General features: G+C 47.3%; 18 protein-coding genes. 13 read left to right on the top strand and 5 right to left on the bottom strand.

The annotated features are described in order from the left end of the window. Entirely contained in the window at window positions 1-237 is a 237-nt protein-coding gene (locus FE296_RS13075) for an MbtH family protein (protein ID WP_124116798.1), read from the top strand. Further along, a complete protein-coding gene (locus FE296_RS13070) occupies window positions 234-1,715 on the top strand; it encodes an MDR family MFS transporter (RefSeq protein ID WP_150365167.1) in 1,482 nt (493 codons plus the stop codon). Before FE296_RS13075 ends, FE296_RS13070 begins: the two co-directional genes overlap by 4 nt. A 476-nt stretch (window positions 1,716-2,191) precedes the next feature. Here FE296_RS13070 and FE296_RS13065 read toward each other — a convergent pair whose 3' ends face one another. Together FE296_RS13065 and FE296_RS13060 are read right to left on the bottom strand one after the other, a co-directional pair. Beyond that, window positions 2,192-2,878, bottom strand: a complete 687-nt coding sequence (locus FE296_RS13065) for a 4'-phosphopantetheinyl transferase family protein (RefSeq protein WP_150365166.1) — start codon at window positions 2,876-2,878, stop codon at window positions 2,192-2,194. 160 nt (window positions 2,879-3,038) lie between these two features. Further along, on the bottom strand, window positions 3,039-3,908 hold the full coding sequence (locus tag FE296_RS13060) for an arylamine N-acetyltransferase family protein (RefSeq protein WP_411860578.1): 870 nt from the start codon (window positions 3,906-3,908) through the stop codon (window positions 3,039-3,041). A gap of 290 nt (window positions 3,909-4,198) precedes the next feature. Between FE296_RS13060 and greA the strand changes: the two genes are divergently transcribed. The 3 genes from greA to rlmN all read left to right on the top strand — a co-directional run bounded on the left by greA (window position 4,199) and on the right by rlmN (window position 7,588). Beyond that, the gene (greA, locus tag FE296_RS13055) at window positions 4,199-4,675 is read left to right on the top strand and encodes a transcription elongation factor GreA (protein ID WP_124116793.1); all 477 of its coding nucleotides are present in this window, start codon (window positions 4,199-4,201) and stop codon (window positions 4,673-4,675) included. Window positions 4,676-4,958: 283 nt separating this feature from the next. Then, window positions 4,959-6,314, top strand: a complete 1,356-nt coding sequence (locus FE296_RS13050) for a sodium-dependent transporter (RefSeq protein WP_124116792.1) — start codon at window positions 4,959-4,961, stop codon at window positions 6,312-6,314. 179 nt (window positions 6,315-6,493) lie between these two features. Beyond that, on the top strand, window positions 6,494-7,588 hold the full coding sequence (gene rlmN / locus FE296_RS13045; protein ID WP_124116791.1) for a dual-specificity RNA methyltransferase RlmN: 1,095 nt from the start codon (window positions 6,494-6,496) through the stop codon (window positions 7,586-7,588). Window positions 7,589-7,760: 172 nt separating this feature from the next. Here the strand turns inward: rlmN and FE296_RS13040 are convergent, their stop codons facing one another. After that, window positions 7,761-8,201, bottom strand: a complete 441-nt coding sequence (locus FE296_RS13040) for a GNAT family N-acetyltransferase (RefSeq protein WP_124116790.1) — start codon at window positions 8,199-8,201, stop codon at window positions 7,761-7,763. Window positions 8,202-8,424: 223 nt separating this feature from the next. Between FE296_RS13040 and FE296_RS13035 the strand changes: the two genes are divergently transcribed. The 5 genes from FE296_RS13035 to FE296_RS13015 all read left to right on the top strand — a co-directional run bounded on the left by FE296_RS13035 (window position 8,425) and on the right by FE296_RS13015 (window position 13,393). Next, a complete protein-coding gene (locus FE296_RS13035) occupies window positions 8,425-8,865 on the top strand; it encodes a MarR family winged helix-turn-helix transcriptional regulator (protein WP_223868869.1) in 441 nt (146 codons plus the stop codon). Between the two features lie 78 nt (window positions 8,866-8,943). After that, window positions 8,944-10,056: a glycosyl hydrolase family 8 gene (locus tag FE296_RS13030; RefSeq protein ID WP_190945202.1), complete on the top strand. Its 1,113-nt coding sequence runs from the start codon at window positions 8,944-8,946 to the stop codon at window positions 10,054-10,056. A gap of 128 nt (window positions 10,057-10,184) precedes the next feature. Further along, window positions 10,185-11,060: a diguanylate cyclase domain-containing protein gene (locus tag FE296_RS13025; protein WP_150365164.1), complete on the top strand. Its 876-nt coding sequence runs from the start codon at window positions 10,185-10,187 to the stop codon at window positions 11,058-11,060. A 155-nt stretch (window positions 11,061-11,215) separates the two neighbouring features. Beyond that, window positions 11,216-12,511, top strand: coding sequence for a glycosyltransferase family 2 protein (locus tag FE296_RS13020; protein WP_150365163.1), 1,296 nt, complete (start codon window positions 11,216-11,218; stop codon window positions 12,509-12,511). Window positions 12,512-12,664: 153 nt separating this feature from the next. Beyond that, complete coding sequence (locus FE296_RS13015; RefSeq protein ID WP_150365162.1) at window positions 12,665-13,393, top strand: class I SAM-dependent methyltransferase; 729 nt, start codon at window positions 12,665-12,667, stop codon at window positions 13,391-13,393. 199 nt (window positions 13,394-13,592) lie between these two features. Here FE296_RS13015 and FE296_RS13010 read toward each other — a convergent pair whose 3' ends face one another. Next, the gene (locus FE296_RS13010; RefSeq protein ID WP_124116785.1) at window positions 13,593-14,375 is read right to left on the bottom strand and encodes an ABC transporter ATP-binding protein; all 783 of its coding nucleotides are present in this window, start codon (window positions 14,373-14,375) and stop codon (window positions 13,593-13,595) included. Between the two features lie 78 nt (window positions 14,376-14,453). Then, window positions 14,454-15,677: an MFS transporter gene (locus FE296_RS13005; protein ID WP_150365161.1), complete on the bottom strand. Its 1,224-nt coding sequence runs from the start codon at window positions 15,675-15,677 to the stop codon at window positions 14,454-14,456. A 117-nt stretch (window positions 15,678-15,794) separates the two neighbouring features. Here FE296_RS13005 and FE296_RS13000 point away from each other — a divergent pair, with 117 nt between their 5' ends. From FE296_RS13000 to FE296_RS12990, 3 genes are all read left to right on the top strand, one after another. Further along, a complete protein-coding gene (locus FE296_RS13000) occupies window positions 15,795-16,598 on the top strand; it encodes a helix-turn-helix domain-containing protein (RefSeq protein WP_190945200.1) in 804 nt (267 codons plus the stop codon). 280 nt (window positions 16,599-16,878) lie between these two features. Beyond that, window positions 16,879-17,796, top strand: a complete 918-nt coding sequence (locus FE296_RS12995; protein WP_036612224.1) for an ABC transporter permease — start codon at window positions 16,879-16,881, stop codon at window positions 17,794-17,796. Window positions 17,797-17,825: 29 nt separating this feature from the next. Next, a complete protein-coding gene (locus tag FE296_RS12990) occupies window positions 17,826-18,707 on the top strand; it encodes a carbohydrate ABC transporter permease (protein WP_150365159.1) in 882 nt (293 codons plus the stop codon). Window positions 18,708-18,758 lie beyond the last annotated feature (51 nt).

The following is an 18,758-nucleotide window of genomic DNA, read 5'->3' as shown; positions in this document are numbered from 1 at the left end:
ATGAGCAACCCTTTTGAACATGAAGACAGCAATTATCTGGTGTTAATGAATGATGAAGGGCAGTATTCGCTGTGGCCTGCATCCATTCCGGTACCGGCAGGTTGGACCCTGGTGCTGGGGAAAGCCAAACGACGTGTATGTCTGGATTACATTGCGGAGCAGTGGACGGACCTGAAGCCGCTGAGTCTCTGTGATGAAACGGGGATGCCGGGCATGATTCATGAGGCTGGCAGATGAGGTTTCGTCTGAATCCAAAGGCAATTGTGAGCATTGTCTATGTTCTGGCGATGTTTATGGTTGCCATGGATGCAACGGTCTTAAACGTGGCGCTGCGAACCATCAGTAACGAACTGGGTATTCCCCCGGCTGCTGCCGGTACCTTGAATGTAGGTTATTTGGTGAGTTTGGCTGTATTTTTGCCTGTCGCCGGCTGGCTTGGTGACCGATGGGGCACGAAACGGGTTTTCCTGTCGGCGCTGACACTGTTTACGGTGTCCTCTGCGCTGTGTGCCACAGCTGATCAACTAGGCACGTTGACATTTTTCCGCATTTTGCAGGGAGCAGGGGGTGGTCTGCTTACACCTGTGGGGATGGCGATGCTGTTTCGGACCTTTCCACCGCAGGAACGGGCCAAGGTATCTCGCATGTTGGTGTTGCCCATTGCCCTTGCTCCAGCCTTGGGGCCGATTGTGAGCGGATTGATTGTGGATCAACTGTCGTGGCGCTGGATTTTCTATGTGAATCTGCCTGTTGGTATTCCAGCCGTGATCTTCGGCATGCTGTATCTGAAGGAGCACCGAGAACAGGGAGCTGGTCGACTTGATCTGCCGGGGTGGTTATTATCTGCACCGGGACTCGCACTGATGATGTATGCGCTCAGTCAGGGGCCGCTGCGGGGCTGGACGTCACCGCTTATTATGGGAGCGGGCTTTGCAGGCATTCTGCTGCTGACGTTGCTCGTTGTGGTGGAGCTGCGCGCCAAGCAGCCCTTGCTTGATCTGCGTTTGCTGAAGCACCGACTGTTCCGTTATACAGGCCTGGTATCCGTATGTGGGGCAGCTGGACTGCTGGGCATGCTGTATGTGTTTCCATTAATGTATCAAAATGTGCTACAGGCTTCTGCGCTGGAAACCGGTCTAACCACATTCCCGGAAGCGCTGGGACTGATGATTGCTTCTCAGCTTGTCCCTTGGACTTATCCGCGGCTGGGTCCTCGAAAACTGATCTCATTGGGCTTGATCTGTACGGCGGTTATTTTCCTTGCCCTTAGTCAGATCACAGTGGATACGAACCCATGGTTCATCCGTTCATTATTGTTCGGTGTAGGAGTTTTCCTGGGACAGACGGTAGGGGCAGTACAGATCGCTGCATTTGCCCAGATTCCTCCTGCATCCATGGGACGAGCTTCAACCTGGTTCACGGTGCAAAACCGTCTGGGATCAGCCCTCGGCATGGCTTTACTCTCTGCTGTTCTGGCAGGTGTGGGCACAACAACGTTGACTGCGACAGGCACGATGGAGCCGAATATGCTGGCGTACCGTTTGGCTTTGTTGGGGGCAGCAGCATTTCTGCTCATCGGGCTTTGGTTTGCCCTGAAAATCCGGGATGCTGACGCGGCAGCCACGATACGAAAGACGCCAGCTGGAGGATTGTTTGGCAAGTTGAAGCGTTCATCGGCGGTGAGTTCTGAATCGGTGGCACAGCAAGAAGGATAGGATTGAGTTTGCGAACGAAGCAACGAAAGACAAGTAGACGGTTCTACCTGATAGGGTTTTGATAAAAAAGAGCGAGTCATACGGGACGTGGTTCATTTGTCGCCGGATTGACTCGCTCTTTTTTGGGTTGGTTAGGTAATTGGTTAGTCACTTATTTATTTGCAGGAAGAGGTGAGAGATTCTAACGAATCTCACACCTCTTAATAAAGGATTTTTAGTGTTTAGGGAAAACGAACGAACCTTAGACACCTTATTGGTGCAGAGTTCGGCAATATCAACGTGAAAAAGGACATATTAGAGCATATAGGGTGCGTAGGATTCCTTAGAATGCCAGACCTGTGTAATTGAAGCCCATAAGGCGTGTCATGTTCGTTAGAGCATGAACCCAACTTAACCACGACCCTTAACCCCAACCCCGAAAACCAAATCCAAATTATAATTCACGATCCCCCTAATAAGCCGCAACTAGCCGAACACTACATCAACTCCGTATATAGATCCTCCAAGGTGATGATCTCGGGCTGGCTCGGCAGCTCTCCCCCAGCCGAACATGCCGCAAGCATATGTCCATCATCCAGTCGCTGACTGTGAAAGCGATATGTCCCAGCCTGCTCACAATGCCAAGCGCCTGCCTCGTCAGGCAGGATCGCGAAGGAGTCCAATGGTATGGACAAGCCCATACCGACTGCCTTGATATAACTTTCCTTCAGCGTCCATAGACGGTAGAAGGTTTCCAGCCGCCGATCGTCAGGCTCGGCGGCCAAGAACTGGCTCTCCCTAGGAGAGAAGAAACGCTCAGCAATCTGCATGTCAATTGGAGCTATTTTTTCCACATCCACGCCCAGTTCATCTGTACTGCCAGAGATTAGAGCAATCCAATCACCAGAATGGGAGATGTTGAATTGTACATCCGAATGATGACTGAGTGAAGGTTTGCCGTAGGAATTACGAGTAAAAGAAAGATCAGCAGGCATTAGGCCAGTTAACTTGCTCAAAGTCACACGAGTCAATATCTCTCCCAACACGGAGCGATACGCATCAGCCTGACGAACAAAACGCGAAGCCTGAACACGTCGCTCGGCAGAAACTTGCGACAAAAAGTGGTTCCAGTACGCCTCGGGCAATACTTCTGGAACTTGGAGCACACGAATAGTTATCATCATTAATCACCTGAGGACATATTCGGCGTGGATCAGTAACTTTCCTTTATATGGAACGGACCCTCAACTCTTCCTCCCAAATCATCACTATACGGATGCCCCTAACAAGAAAGCCGGTTGTCTCGCTTTTCATGTTAAGACCTCAGGTTCTGTATCCTCCTCTTCATGCTTCCTGTACTCGTTTCCATTCCCTATGCGCAGCCTGCACTCGTTCCCACATGTCCTGGCATTCCAGTTCGCTGTAGCTCACCAATGGTTCATGGAATATTTCAGTCAATACGTTACGCCATTCGGTATAACTCTGGATCTCCGTTTTCCGGATTCCTTCGATATCATGTGTTCGAAGCATACATCCACGTAGTTCATGACTGCGGATCTCATCCCGCTGACGAAGCAAAAATGCGTTATGCCAAGGTGATTCGGCCGCCCGACTGTAGAATTCATGTTTAGGAATGAACTCCCCCAGATCGTGGACTACCTCGGGAGCATAGTCGACCCCTTCACTTGGCCCATTCGGCTCGTACTCAAGCCGCCATCCCCCAGCAGCAACAGATGATGGCATCAATTGGTAGGTGAATGGAGCTGAACCATAGGTTCCATAACGAAGTGGCAGAGGTTCAAAGGGCATTCCGCCGAGACCTACATCCACAATCCAGCGTTCAACTGACGGGTCGGCATCCGGCAAAAGGACAGACAGACCAAGATGAAATGAGTTCACACGGGGTTGTTCCCCATGAGGCTGTACTCCCCCGCGATGCCAATCAACTGTATAACCCAGCGAGCGGAGAAGAACACTAAATGCACCATTTAGATGAAAGCAGTAGCCGCTGCGGCCTTGTAATATAAGTTGAATCGATTCTTGAAGACTGATTCCCGCAGGACGACCTGCAAAAATATCGACCGTTTGCCAGGATAAATATTGCACATGTGCTCGCTGGAGTTCAAATAAGAATTCCAGTGTAGGTTCCTTTATAACATCTATGCTGATCCGTTTCAGATAGGCCTGTATTTCAGCTGTATTCAATAGTTCAATCATTCAGATCACCTCACGTCATATAGTGGACTGCAAGCGATGGTTATAAAACTTCTGCTGCCCTGAGTTCATTGTAAAAGTCAACGGGTGAAAACAACATCATCAATTGAGCCGATTGTAACGGTACAATTCATAGGATAACTTTAAAATCATCTCAAGAGATGGACATGGTTCTGATGTCGTTGAAATACAATATATGGATGAGCTATTTCTTTTTCCGGGGTATGCTAACCCTTTGGAGTGGATATAGGTTAGAATATAGATAGATAGCAGGATTAGGAGATGGAAAAATGGCTAATGATGAAGTGATTTTGACACAGGAAGGCTTGGAAAAGCTGGAGGACGAACTGAAGGATTTGAAGACGGTGAAGCGTAAGGAATTGGCAGCTCGTCTGAAACTCGCGATCAGTTACGGTGACCTGAAGGAAAATAGTGAGTATCATTCAGCCAAAGATGATCAGGCCTTTATGGAGACCCGAATTTTGATCTTGGAGAAGATGCTGACCAAAGCAAGAGTCATTTCTTCAGACAGTATAGACTCCAACAAAGTGAGCATTGGATCAACGGTGTTGCTTAATGACATTGAGTTCGCCGAGAAGATTGAATATAAAGTGGTTGGCCCTGCCGAGGCCGATGTTGCGAATAATAAAATTTCGTACGAGAGCCCGCTGGGCAAAGAGATAATGGGCAAAGAAGTGGGCAGCGTCATTCATGTCAATGCTCCGATGGGCGTTATCAAGTACGAGTTACTTCAAATTAAAGTGTAATTCAAAAAGAGAGGTGCTCCGCAGTCATCCAAGTGGCTGAGGGGTCACCTCTTTTTAATTCTATTGGGCTTTGAACGGTTGGGAATATGGATTTGTTGAAACTTCATACGGTTGGACTAAAGGACTTTATCACATACTGTGTTTAAGGAACTTATGAGATGAAGATTTCCGTATGTTTTATATGTAAAAAAATAACATTTCGACAAATTTCGAATTTCGAATGACCTGACAAGGTGAGTAGTATATAATTACGGGAAAACTTTAAAGTGATGGAGTAGATACGATGAATTTTAGTAAGCCTAATCTAGATCAAGACAACGCTGGCAAAGGAGAACGTTTCTCCCAAGCTGGATTTATCCTGGCGGCCATTGGTAGTTCGGTTGGTCTGGGCAACATGTGGAAATTCCCGTACATTACGGGTGAGAACGGAGGGGCTGCGTTTTTCCTGCTCTTCATCGTCTGTTTGCTGCTGATTGGTTTGCCAGTTCTTCTCGCTGAACTTGCGATTGGCCGCAGTGGCAGAGGTAGTGCAGCTACTGCCTTTATCAAAGCAGGTGGACATAAGGGATGGCTCGCGGCCGGGTTGCTGCAAGTATTAACGCCATTTATCATCCTGTCCTTTTATGTCATTATTGCGGGCTGGACATTGCATTATGCGATTACGTCTTTCAGCGGCACGTTGTTTGACAATCCGGATTATGCCGGACAATTCGGCTCCTTTGTAGGCGGGTATATGCCGATTGTGTGGCAACTGGTTTCGGTTCTGATTACAGGCTGGATTGTTGCCAAAGGGGTATCTAACGGAATCGAGAAGTTCAACAAGGTACTGATTCCAGCGATGTTGGTACTGCTCATTATCCTGATGATTCGTGCAGTTACATTGCCGGGTGCAGGAGCTGGGGTTTCCTTTTTCCTGAATCCGGACTTCTCACAGCTTACAACGGAATCCGCACTGGTAGCGCTTGGACATGCCTTTTTCTCCCTGTCACTCGGGATGGGTATTCTTGTAACCTACGGTTCGTATGTGGATAAAAATCAATCCCTCGGTGCGGCAACCGTCGCCGTTGGTGCAGGTGACCTGATCTACGCATTCATTGCAGGTCTGATCATCTTCCCAACAACATTTTCGTTTGGTATTGCACCGGACCAAGGACCTTCATTGATCTTTGTGGCACTTCCGGCAGCCTTCTCTGCTATGCCACTTGGCTTCTTGTTTGGTGGACTGTTCTTCATCCTGTTAGCTATTGCGGCATTGACTTCAGCAGTATCCTTGCTGGAAGTTCCGGTGAAATATTTCATGGAACGTTTGTCCTGGAGCCGCAGTCGTGCGGTATGGGTTATTTCACTAGCGGTCTTTATCGTGGGACTCCCATCGGTATTGTCGCTCGGCTTGCTGCCTGAATGGACGATTGGATCGAAGAGTGTGTTCGACTGGATGGACTTTGTAGCATCCAACATCCTGCTGCCTGTAGGTGGACTGCTTGTGACGATTTTTGCCGGATATTTCTGGAAAACGGCTGCGGAAGCTTCCGGCCTGCGTTCCGGATGGTTCCGGGTGTGGCTGTTCATGCTGCGTTATGTAGCTCCGATCCTGGTTCTGCTGGTTCTACTGCACACATCCGGTATCATTCACTTCTAATGGTGAAGGCCCGATAGGGTTAAATATGGTCTGTTGTGCAGATTTACCATGGATAAAACCTCTTGGAAGAAATGCAAAAGCCCTTGTTTTCCCTCGTCAATTTTGGGACAATACGGAGTAGAGGTTTTTTGGGTAGGACCGATAAGCCATATGCTTTCTTGCGAAAAGAGGATTATACAATGAACAAATCATCCATATATGGATTAACATTAGAGCAATTACGTTCCTGGCTGCCGGAGCATGGGCAGAAGAAATCCCGTGCATCCCGGATTTGGGAATGGTTATATCAAGAGCGTGTGCACGATTTTCCGGCGATGTCTGATGTCCGTCAGGAATGTCTGGACGTTCTCTCCGAGCATTTCACAATGAACTCGCTGAGCGAACATGTGAAGCAGGAATCGGCAGATGGTACCGTGAAGTTTCTGCTTCGGATGCAGGACGGCAACCTGATTGAGACGGTATTGATGCGGCAAAAGTATGGACTTACCGTCTGTGTGACCACACAAGTGGGTTGTAACATTGGCTGTAGCTTCTGTGCGAGCGGTCTGATCAAGAAGAGTCGTGACCTGACCGCCGGAGAGATTGTGGAACAGATTATGCATGTGCAGAGACATCTGGATGCAGCGGGTCAAGACGAGCGGGTAACCAACGTGGTTGTGATGGGTATTGGTGAACCATTCGATAACTTCCAGCACATGAGTGATTTCATCGAAGTCATTAAGGATCGCAAAGGACTGGCACTTGCCGCCAAACGGATAACTGTATCCACGAGCGGCCTTCCGGACAAAATCAAGGAATTTGCAGACAGCAGTCTGCAGGTCAACCTGGCGATCTCTCTGCATGCACCTAATAATGAACTGCGTACACACATCATGAAGATCAACCGGGCTTTCCCAATCGAGCAATTGATGGATGCTGTGGATTATTATTTGGCTACAACGAACAAACGCATCATGTTTGAGTACATCCTGTTACGTGATGTTAACGATCAACGTGAGCATGCCGCGGAGCTCGCTGAACTGTTGTCCAGTCGCAGAAGTATGGTCAGTGTGAATCTGATCCCATACAACCCGGTGGATGAGCACAGTCAGTATCAACGGAGTACAGAAGAATCAATTCTAGGCTTCTATGATACGCTCAAAAAGAACAACATCAACTCCACTGTACGTATGGAACATGGTACGGATATCGATGCTGCTTGCGGACAGTTGCGCAGTAAACAAATGAAGAACAGCGCTGCCGAATCCGAGCCAGACCGTCTGGCACTGGGATAAGATACAACGCGGATCTGGCAAGTAAGTTAGGATACTTGGTTGTTATAATCAGTGCCTGTACTTTGTAGGTGCCATTTACCGTTGTTGAGTCACTCATGAATGTGTTTCCTGAATGCAAAACGCCTCTGTATATCACTGAGAAGTGATAACGGAGGCGTTTTTTGGAGTGTCATTATTTCAGTTTTTTGGTCATTAGCAGATGGGGAATGCCGTCTTCCATAAATACTTCCGAAGCGGGTGCATAGCCGAGACGTTCGTAGAACCCGGAAGCTTGTACCTGTGCGTGCAGCTTGGCCTTCTCAAGACCATCAGCAATAGCCATCTGCTCCAGCTTGTCGATCAGAACACGGCCCAGGCCGTGTTTGCGGTAATCAAGCATGACACAGATCCGTTCCAATTTGGCGACCTGTTCCACAATGCGCAGTCTTGAGGAAGCAGCAGGTACACCGTCTACGTAGAGCAGAATGTGGCGCGCCTCCGCTTCTAATGTATCATAAGCATCGAATTCATCCGTTGCGGGCACGCCTTGTTCTTCGACGAAAATAGCAGTTCGAATGGCGAAGCAGGCATCGAGTAATTCCTGATTATTAACTTCAACAATCGTTGTATTCATGAATGTTTCTCCTTTGGGTGATCGTAATGTGATCCTGACGTGATAAACTGGTACATAACAGGAATGTGGAACGAATCTCGTTCTTTTACACGCTTTAAGTTATATAGCTAAAATTAAAACCAATTCAACTGTAGTTATACCATCAATTATGTTGCGAATGCAACAATTTTATAGGGGCGTGAGTGTGTTGACTGAGAAAAAAGAAGTGCTGCGTGAAATTGGTATGATTGCCCGCTGTCTGGATTCAATCAGTAATGTCGAGTTTCAGCATCTAAACCTGTCCCGTGGACAATATCTATATCTGTATCGAATCTGTGAGAATCCGGGCATTATTCCGAATCAGCTTGCTGAACTGATCAAAGTGGATCGCACGACGGCGGCCAGAGCCATTAGCAAACTTGAATCGGATGGATTCATTATTAAACAGCCAGCATTGGGTAATAAGAAGAATAAGGTATTATATCCCACCGAAGCTGGGCTTGAAGCATGGGAATTTATTCGAAAAGAAGGTGTGCATTCGGATCAGGTGACTCTGGATGGTCTGACGGAGGAAGAGATCGAGACCGCGGTCATGCTTCTCCGTCGAATGCGCCATAATATCGAGGTGGACTGGAAATTTGTCAAAAAGGGTGGACGAAGATCCTACATGGATAACCTTGAATAGATGCGAACTTTAGATGTACCTCAGTTACTGACCAAAAAATTCAGGGGTTCACAGTCGTATACATGCGGGAGGAATGGCGTGAAGTTCATATTTCGAAAAAAACGAACGTGGCTGATTCTACTGTTGATCAGTATTACAGCGGCCAGCGTGTTGTTGATGAGGGAGCGGTTCCAGATGAACAAAGTATCCCCAACGGTATCTTTTATCAAGGATGATATGACCAACCCGAACGGAACACTGGCCACCTACTTACAGGATGCAGCTTCGGAGGAGGCAGATACTGTTGCGGGTAGAGAGGCGTTGTCGGAGTCACTCGGCCTGTGGATGCAGTATGCCTTAGCAAATGATGATCAGGCCTTGTTTGAGCAGAGCTACGAGCAATTGAAGACCTATTTTCTCACGCCGCCAAGCCCTTATATAGCCTGGAAGCTGGATGCCAAGGGTGAATCCCATGTAACGACAAATGCACTTGGCGACGATCTTCGTATTATAGGTGCCCTATTGGAGGCAGCAGATCAGTGGGAGCAAGGGAGAGAGGCGAAGTTAGCGACCGCAGCCGCTATTTCCCGTGGCATAACACAATCGGCTCAGCAACAAGGATATTTGGTAGATTTCCATGATTTTGTGGGTGGACATTCAACGGATACATTAAGCCTGGTCTATGTAGATTTGCGTGCACTGCAATTGATGGAAAAACATCAGATGGTGGAACCGGGAACCTATGCCAAGTACGAAGCTTTGCTGAAGAAGATGCCCAACGATGGATTGTTCTATCCGAAGACCTTCGATGTGGTCCATAAAAAATATGCGTATGATGATACAGTGAATCTGATCGACCAGTTGATTGTGGCGAATCATCTAACCGTGACCGACCGCAAACCGGACAAGCTCATTTCTTTTTTGAAAAAGGAGTTCAACACCCGGCATCAGCTGCCCGGACAGTATAAGCGAGAATCACGCACACCTGCCGTCTCTTATGAATCTTCCTCAGTATATGGCCTCGCCATCTTACTTGCTGTTCGTTCAGGTGATCCAAAATGGGCCAAACAGTTGTATAACCATATGACTACGTTGCGTGGTCAGGACTCTCGTTATCCAGGTGGATATGTATTTGATGGTAACACACATCTGTTTGATAATCTTTTTCCTTTATTGGGAGAAGTTAATTTACAGAAAAGCATTAAAAAGTAAGGATTTTGTCATTTCATGAATTGTTCAATGTGGTAGCATAGTTTTGTCTAATGATGTCATAAATTGTTGAAATATAAAAGAAGTGAGTATGAACAAGAGTACTATAAATTCAACGGAGAGAAGGAACTATGAGGAATAAAGCACCTACCCGCCGTATTGCATGGGGATATGCCCTTTTAATTGGACTAGCCCTCATGCAGCAACTGATGATTTATCTTAAAGTTTACATGAATCAGAGCTACACTACAGGGGATATGATTTTTAGTATCGTGTCGCTGGGTGCATTGGTTTTTGGTCTTTTTCTGCCTGTTGGCGTATCCGTCGTGACGGGGTTTGTATATCTGGTCTCTTATTTTGTGTGGCTTGTTACTTACGCTGATGCAAATGTGCTTGTATTCTCCTGGTGGTTGCTCATCCCTGCCAACGTTGCCGTGGCTGCGTTCATCAAGGCAAGTCTGCTGCGCAGTGCGCGTGTAGTTGAACGTCTCCAGGATATGCAGGATCGTAACCCGGAAATCGATCTGGATACTACGCTTGGTAATAAGGGAGCTCTGGCAGATACGTTAATCAAACACAGTAATCTTGCTCGTCGGTACTCCGAAAAGTATGGATTCAGCATTGCCATGTTCAAGATTGAATTCTTGCCACTTGTGATGGAATCTCTCGGTTCTGTCCGGTATGCACAGTTTCTACTTGAAATCTCGGGTACGATCCAGAAGCAGATTCGGTATGAGGATTACAAATTTTTCGTGGATCGTGGGCGTTTTGTCATCATATGTCCAATGGTGAATGTGGAATATCTTCCACTTCTTACACAACGGATCAAAAAAGCCATTATGGATCTTCAAATTATTGATAAAAAGGGAAATGAGCTGCAAACGGTGATACGCTCCGGTGCTCTGGTATTTCAGATGGAGCAATTCAGCAAATACGATGATATTGATGCGGTTATTGCTGCCCTTGAACGAAACACAGAGACCGATCTTATCGGAGAATATATATAACGGGAAGGAGAGAGGCGCTGTGGACTATATGTCCTGGTTCATCCCGATCTGTATCGCCGTCAGTTCTTTATTTGCGGTATTCACGATTTGGTTAACAATTGCAACCCTTCGCTTTCGGTCGAAAGTTATTCGCAAGTATGATCGGAGGAAAGTAAGTGGCTGATTTTATTTTAATATTATCCATATTTAGTATCTGGATTGCCGTATTCGAGTCAATTGTTATTATGGCAGGTGCGATTCGTTTTATTAATAAACAGGACAAAAAAGGGATTCAGATCCCTGAAGATATGGATCATTATCCAACAGTCACGGTCATGGTACCTGCGCATAACGAGGGTCTGGTCATTGTTGCAACGGTAGAGCACATCCTGCGCCTGAATTATCCGGAGGATAAAGTTCAGGTCATCGTGATCGCGGATAACTGTACAGATGATACCGCAGAGAAGCTGAGATCGTTCCTCAGTCAGACCAGTTATATGCATCGCAATGTGACAGTAATGGAGCGTAAAGGAACAGGTGGCAAGTCCGGGGCATTAAATGACGGACTGGACATAGCCACGGGTGATTGGATCTGTATCTTCGATGCAGATGCCGCACCTGAACGGAATTCATTAATGTTTTTGGCGCAAAAATCACTTGAGAACCCTGAACAATATGGCGTGGTTTTTGGCAGAAACAAAGCACGCAACAGAGGACAGAATTTCCTCTCCAAATGCATCAACCTGGAGATTATCACTTCGCAACGAGTGTATCACACAGGACTATGGGAATTGTTCCAGCTGGGTTCCATTCCAGGAACGAATTACATTATCAAAACCGAGTTGATCCGGGAGATTGGCGGCTGGGACGTGACAGCCATTACAGAAGATACGGCACTATCATTCGAGATTTTGAATCGCGGACAGTTTGTGGCACTGGCGCCGCAAGCGGAAGCCTATCAGCAGGAGCCGGAACAGCTTAGTGTATATATGAAGCAGCGCGAACGCTGGGCCAAGGGGAACTACCAGGTGGTACTGGATAATATTCATAACCTGTTTAACCGTTCCAGTTGGCGTAATAAGTTGCTGGTCATCTATTATGCCGTCAGTTATTTCTGGTTTATGCTTGCGATCATTGTATCGGATATTATATTTCTCGTGAATCTGGTTTATCGGGTCATTGCCATATTTAAACCGGAGGTTAGTTCACCGTTCCAGTTTGCCGGCGATGCATATGTCTTCCTTGTAATTGGTTGGGCACTCATGTACTTTATTTACGTGTTGCAGATCAATCTGGCACTTGCCGCAGATATTGGACAGAGCAATACTCGCAATTTCATCTATGCCTGTGTATCCTACTTCACGTATGCACAACTGTTCATCCTGATCTCGATCAAGGCATTCTACTCCTTGATTATGGACAAGATTCGGAAACGCGAGAGCAAATGGTACAAAACAGAACGTTTTGGCTAAGCGGCGAAAATTGTAGAAGTGTATGGCAGAAAGGCTGTTTGCTGGATAACTCCAGACAACAGCTTTTTTTGTTATAGCCAGACACATCCATATTCTGTATACTCATACAGGCTGTAAAGAGGATCATGCTTATCCGAAATGGAGGGTCACCGAATGAAGGACAGAGGATCAGACTTTTACGATGATGAGGCGAACTTTGAGAAGTATATGGAACGTCGCAAGTGGCAGGAGAACGCCAATGATACATTGGAGAAGCCGGTGATGCTGGAGTTGATCGGAGATGTAACCGGCAAGAATATACTGGACCTCGGTTGCGGGGATGCAAGGTTCGCCGCAGAATTGCTGGGCAGGGAGTGCGAAGGTGCGACGTATACGGGAATTGAAGGTTCTGTGAATATGATTCAGGCGGCTAACGAATCCGTAAAAGGATTGAATGCCCGGATTGAGCAAGCATTCATGGAAGATTGGACCTACCCTGCCGGGACGTACGATCTGGTGATATCGAGACTGGCTGTTCACTATATTGAGGATGTGGAGAGCCTGTTCCGCAACATATACAATACGTTGAAAGAGAACGGGACATTTGTATTCTCGGTAGAACATCCTGTGATCACGTCCACACTGCAACCTTCCGGGACACGAACGGATTGGGTGGTTGATCAGTATTTTGTAGAAGGATTCCGTGAGCAGCAGTGGCTGGGCGGTTCTGTGAAAAAAATGCATCGTTCCATTGAATCGTATTACATGGCATTGCAGCGGGCGGGGTTCCGTGTAGAACATTTGCGCGAGTCAGCACCACAACGTGCTTATTTTGTAAACGAGGAAACCTATCTACGAAGGCAGCGTATTCCATTGTTTCTGTTTTTAAGTGCCCGGAAATAGATAGTGATAAAGCGTATAGATAAATAGAAGGACATAACTAAGTTATACTCATAAATTAGAAAGTTCTACACAGAAAACGGTGGATAACACTAGATATAGCAGTGAAAAGCCCAAAATCTATCCACATGTGGATAAGATATTGGGCTTTTACTGTTATGTTTCTACACCTATGTTACGTTTGTTGTGTATAACCCTGCGCTTATGAATCCGCCGCTGCTCTGACATAGACACGTTCTCCATGCCGATCAACTTCCACAGGTGCCTCGAAGAAGTCGCTAAGCACTTCCGTATTCATCAGATCGCCAGTTAATCCACTACGGACGACTTCGCCCCGGCGCAGCAAAAGGCTGTGACTAAAGACAGGTAATATTTCCTCGGTATGATGAGTGACATAGATGAGTGAAGGGGTATCTGGACGCTGTGATAATTCACGAATGCTATCCAGCAATCGCTCTCTTGAGAACAGATCCAGTCCATTGCAAGGCTCGTCCAGAATGAGTACGCGCGGATTGGCCATGAGTGCTCGGGCAATAAGAAGTTTCTGTTTCTCCCCTTGAGAACAGGTGCGATATTCACGATCCCACAGATGCTTACAGCCCAGCGTTTGCATCAATTCCTGTGCCTGATCCAGATCATCATCCGATAGCTTGTCATACAAGCCAATGGTGGCATGTTTGCCGCTGATTACGACATATTGTGTGCGGTCTGTGCCATGCAGTTTCTCTTGCAAAGATGAACTGACCCAGCCGATGGATTTGCGAAGCTGTCGCAGATCCACATCACCATATTCATGGCCTAGCACGGATATCTTGCCTTCGGTCGGCCAGAGATACCCGGTGATCATGTTCAGGAGTGTTGTTTTGCCGGAGCCATTCAGGCCAAGCAACGCCCAGTGTTCACCATCATTAACCTGCCAGCTCACATCGTTCAGCAGGGTAAGGGGTCCCCTTTTCCAAGTGACATGCTGTACATCAATAATCATGCGTTATTCCTTCCTTCTGTTATCCTCGAGTGTCCTAGGTGTATTGTAGTCACAAAATCAGTGAGGTTTCAACGGTTATCACGCTGTTCTTGGTTGGTCCTTGCGCAGAAATACAGCACACACACCAAGCAGTGGCAAAAACGAACATAACTTGATAACAAACGAAATGCTGGTCACGTCAATTAAGGAACCTAACACAACCGAGCCAAGTCCAGCCATGCCGAACGACAGGCCGAAAAACAATCCGGATACCGTTCCAATATGACGAGGAAGCAGCTCCTGTGCATAGACAATGATGACGCTGAAGCCGGACATCAGGATTAGTCCAATCATTCCGCACAATACCATGGACAAGACGGGGCCCGCATAAGGCAACAACAGGGAAAATGGTGCAGTGCCTGCAATGGAGAACCAGATCATCGGTTTGCGTCCGTAGCGATCAGCGAGTGGGCCGCCGAGCAAGGTTCCAACCATACCTGCAAATTGCAAAATAAACAGACAGATCTGTGCCTGGGAGAGAGGCAAGTCATATGCCTCGGCATAATAGAAGGCGTAGTACCCGGTCATGCCTGCAATATATACGAATTTGGAAAACAGCAGCAGGATGAGAATTCCCATTGTAAAAGCGATGAATCCCCTGCTCACAGGCCGAGCTGCTGGCTCTGCGCCGCTTGATTTTAGAGGGCGTTGCTGACGAATGCGAGTCTCGGCAAGCTTATCTCTGTACCAACGACTGACAAAAGACTGAATGAAGATGCCGATCAGGGCAAAGCCCATCAGCCATAGAAAACTACGCTGCCCATGTGGCAACAGGATGAAGGCGACCAGTAATGGAGCAATGGCCTGCCCTGTGTTGCCTCCAACCTGGAATATTGACTGCGCCATTCCACGTCCACGGCCGGCTGCCATATGAGCCACGCGTGAGGACTCGGGGTGGAGGATGGATGAGCCTATGCCAATCAATGCTGCAGAAACAAGCAGCATCCATAACTCGGAAGACAAGGCTAAGCCGAGCACACCGATCAGGGAGAATAACATGCCTCCGGGAAGCAGAATCGGCATGGGTTTGCGATCTGACATATAACCGACCAGGGGCTGAAGGACGGATGCGGTAATATTCAGAGTGAAGGCAATCCAGCCCATCTGGGCGAAACTGAGCTGCATGGTTTGCTGAAACAGCGGAAAAGCAGATGGAACTACGGTCTGCATTGCATCATTCAGCAAATGGGCGAAGCTGACTCCGGCGAGTGCCCAATTGGCGGAAGAGTTGATTTGCATTTTGCTTAAAGTGGCCTGAGCCATGGGAGATCACCTCGAATTATTTTTTTCTATGATAAAAGATACGGTCAGGCATTGTCTTTGTGAAAAGTGCTTGGAAAGTGAGCACGATTTGCTATAATGTCAGCAGGTGAGGAAACGATGGAATTAAACATGACGTTAAATGGGTTGGAATTATGGAAAGCTACCGGAGGGTTCGCGAATGAACCTCATGTGCATGATGACTGGTATCAGCTAACGTTGCCGGTCAGAGGCCAATGTCATCTGGTACAGGAACGGCACGCATACCCTCTGAACGCAGGCAAGGGGATTATTGCTCATCCCCAGACCGAGCATTATTTTGAAATAGGTTCGGATTCGGCAGTCATTGTGATCAAGTTCCGTAAGCCGCCTTTAGGTAGTTTAGAAGGTGCGGAGATTAGTGGCGGACAAGCTGAGTTTCGACCCACCCATACTTTTGATCCAACGGAGATCAGCAGTCTGTTTCGTGGCTGGAATTCCATTTTGTTAGATGATGTGCCCGAAATGCTGCAAGTGCAGGAAACAGAAATGGCGATCGAGACGTATCTAAAACGCATGTTGACGGGTCAGAAAAATGGTAAAGCGATTGCAGATAATGGTCCATGTATGGACCCTCATCTCCAACGAGTGCTGGATTACATTCACAGTGCCTATACAGGCCCAATGGATATTGATTCGATGGCCACGGTCGCGCATCAGAGCCGGTATCATTTCATGCGTTCTTTCAAGGCTCTTACGGGATCAACACCATATCAATATCTGCTGAATTTGCGCGTAGAAGAAGCGTCCAGGAGGCTCCGCCATACAACAGATTCAGTAACCACAATCAGTTATGAACTGGGATTTTCCAGCGTCAGTCAGTTTTACAGAGCCTTTCAGCGAGTGTATGTTATGACACCGATGGAATATCGGAATCACGTGTAGATTTTAACGGGCAGTCTCGCGTATGCGAGGCTGTATTTAGTGCGTTACAGCATGTCACTGATTTTTGTTGTTGCCAAACAAAGGAGACTTTGCTAAGATGGGAAAAAGTTTATGTAAGCGTATACATTTAATTTAAAATTACAACGTTGTAATTATGTTTATGGCAAGTTTGTTACTAAAGGTGGATGGGATGAATACCAAATACGTCAGTGAAATGACAGTTCACTTTTATTCAAAAATTCAAACGTTGTAATTATGTGGCGAAGGGGAGTGTTTCACATTGAAAAAACGTATGTCTACGCTGTTCAGCCTGATCAGAAGAGATAAGTATTTACTGCTGATGTTTTCACCTATCTTCCTGTATTACCTCATCTTCATGTACCTTCCGATGCCTGGCGTGTTGTTGGCATTTCGCAATTTCTTGCCAGGTCAGGGCATGCTCAGCGGGGAATGGGTGGGGCTGCGCTGGTTCGAACAGTTCGTGAATTCCATTTACTTCTGGCGACTGCTGCGCAACACGTTCTTGCTTGCATTTCTGCCACTCCTGTTCGGATTCTCGATCCCCATTCTGTTCGCGGTCTGCATCGTAGAGATCAAGAACCGAACATTCAAGCGATTCGCCCAGACGGTTACCTACCTTCCTCATTTCATCTCCACTGTCGTTGTAGCCGGCATGATCATTAACTTCCTGTCACCAACAGATGGTATCGTGAATACCCTCATCGCGAGTCTTGGCATGGAAAAAGTGAACTTCATGATGGATGCCAGCTGGTTCCGTACCATCTTCACAAGTTCCGACATCTGGCAGAGCTTTGGCTTCAGCTCCATCATCTACATTGCAGCCATTATGGGGATCGACCCCGAGATGTATGATTCCGGCAAAATTGACGGCGTCAACAAATTCCAGGAGCTCTGGCACCTGACCCTTCCCAGTATCAAACCAACCATTGTCATTCTTCTGCTTCTGTCGCTTGGCGGCATTATGAGCGTAGGCTTCGAGAAAGTATATCTGCTCTACAACGGAGCCACCTACGAAACGGCGGATGTCCTGTCCACCTATGTATACCGGATGGGGATTGAGGGCCAGAATTACGGCTTCGCCACAGCAGTCGGCCTGTTTAACTCCATTATCACTTTTGTGCTTGTGTTTGCTGCCAATTCCATGACCCGCCGCCTGACCAAGATGTCACTCTGGTAAGACTATAACCCGGACCAAAGGAGACCTGTATGCAAAAATCGAGAAGTGACCGTTTGTTCTACGGATGTGTCTACCTGCTGACCATACTGGCGGTTGTTGTCACGTTGTATCCCTTTCTGTACGTCATCAGCATTTCATTCAGCTCGGTGGATGCCATCGACAAACAAAAAGTTGTATTGTGGCCCGTCGGCTTTACCCTGTCAGGTTACCAAATGGTACTGCAATACAAGGAGTTATGGATTTCGTTCTACAACACCCTCTGGTACACCGTGGTAGGCACACTGTTGAATATTGTGGCAACATGTCTTGCCGCGTTTCCATTATCCAGGCAGCAGTTTTTCTTGCGTCGCAAGCTGAACTTTTTCATCGCCTTCACCATGTATTTCTCGGGTGGACTCATTCCGGTCTACATGCTGATTACCTCGCTTGGGCTGTACAACACTCGCTGGGTCATGGTGCTGCCTGTGCTGGTGATTACGTTTAACGTCATGATCTGCCGCTCGGCGTTCGAAGGCATTCCGAATGAAATTTTCGAAAGTGCCAGTATAGACGGGGCTAACGAGATGACGATGCTGTATCGTCTGGCGGTTCCAATCATCAAGCCAACACTGGCTGTGCTCACGCTGTACTATGCGGTATTCCACTGGAACAACTTTTTCTCGGCCCTATTATATCTGGGCAAACAGGATATGCAGCCCTTACAGATGTTCCTGCGAAGAGTGCTGATCATGGCTTCGCCGGAAGTGATGCAGAAGATGGGCGGTACGATGACATCCGGTGCGCTTGCGGTATCGACGCTTCAGGTCCGTTATGTATCCATTGTGGTCAGCATTCTGCCTATTGTTACGATCTACCCGTTTATCCAACGGTACTTCGTTAAGGGGATTACCCTCGGAGCCGTGAAAGGATAGCTTTTATTACTTAAGTGTCATGTCATTCAAGGGATTTCAAAAAGGTTCTTA

This window comes from Paenibacillus sp. UASWS1643, assembly GCF_008693195.1.
Classification (GTDB): Bacteria; Bacillota; Bacilli; order Paenibacillales; family Paenibacillaceae; genus Paenibacillus; species Paenibacillus amylolyticus_B.
The sequence above is the reverse complement of the archived record's forward strand: the minus strand, read 5'-3'. Positions and strand labels throughout refer to the sequence as shown.

Excerpts from the sequence above, each read along its gene's own strand:
- FE296_RS13075 (WP_124116798.1), top strand. The coding sequence starts at position 1 with ATGAGCAACCCTTTTGAACATGAAGACAGCAATTATCTGGTGTTAATG.
- rlmN (WP_124116791.1), top strand. The coding sequence starts at position 6,494 with ATGAACAAATCATCCATATATGGATTAACATTAGAGCAATTACGTTCC.
- FE296_RS13015 (WP_150365162.1), top strand. The coding sequence starts at position 12,665 with ATGAAGGACAGAGGATCAGACTTTTACGATGATGAGGCGAACTTTGAG.
- FE296_RS13070 (WP_150365167.1), top strand. The coding sequence starts at position 234 with ATGAGGTTTCGTCTGAATCCAAAGGCAATTGTGAGCATTGTCTATGTT.
- FE296_RS13010 (WP_124116785.1), bottom strand. The coding sequence starts at position 14,375 with ATGATTATTGATGTACAGCATGTCACTTGGAAAAGGGGACCCCTTACC.
- FE296_RS12990 (WP_150365159.1), top strand. The coding sequence starts at position 17,826 with ATGCAAAAATCGAGAAGTGACCGTTTGTTCTACGGATGTGTCTACCTG.
- FE296_RS13035 (WP_223868869.1), top strand. The coding sequence starts at position 8,425 with ATGATTGCCCGCTGTCTGGATTCAATCAGTAATGTCGAGTTTCAGCAT.
- greA (WP_124116793.1), top strand. The coding sequence starts at position 4,199 with ATGGCTAATGATGAAGTGATTTTGACACAGGAAGGCTTGGAAAAGCTG.
- FE296_RS13065 (WP_150365166.1), bottom strand. The coding sequence starts at position 2,878 with ATGATGATAACTATTCGTGTGCTCCAAGTTCCAGAAGTATTGCCCGAG.
- FE296_RS13025 (WP_150365164.1), top strand. The coding sequence starts at position 10,185 with ATGAGGAATAAAGCACCTACCCGCCGTATTGCATGGGGATATGCCCTT.
- FE296_RS13000 (WP_190945200.1), top strand. The coding sequence starts at position 15,795 with ATGGAATTAAACATGACGTTAAATGGGTTGGAATTATGGAAAGCTACC.
- FE296_RS13050 (WP_124116792.1), top strand. The coding sequence starts at position 4,959 with ATGAATTTTAGTAAGCCTAATCTAGATCAAGACAACGCTGGCAAAGGA.
- FE296_RS13005 (WP_150365161.1), bottom strand. The coding sequence starts at position 15,677 with ATGGCTCAGGCCACTTTAAGCAAAATGCAAATCAACTCTTCCGCCAAT.
- FE296_RS13040 (WP_124116790.1), bottom strand. The coding sequence starts at position 8,201 with ATGAATACAACGATTGTTGAAGTTAATAATCAGGAATTACTCGATGCC.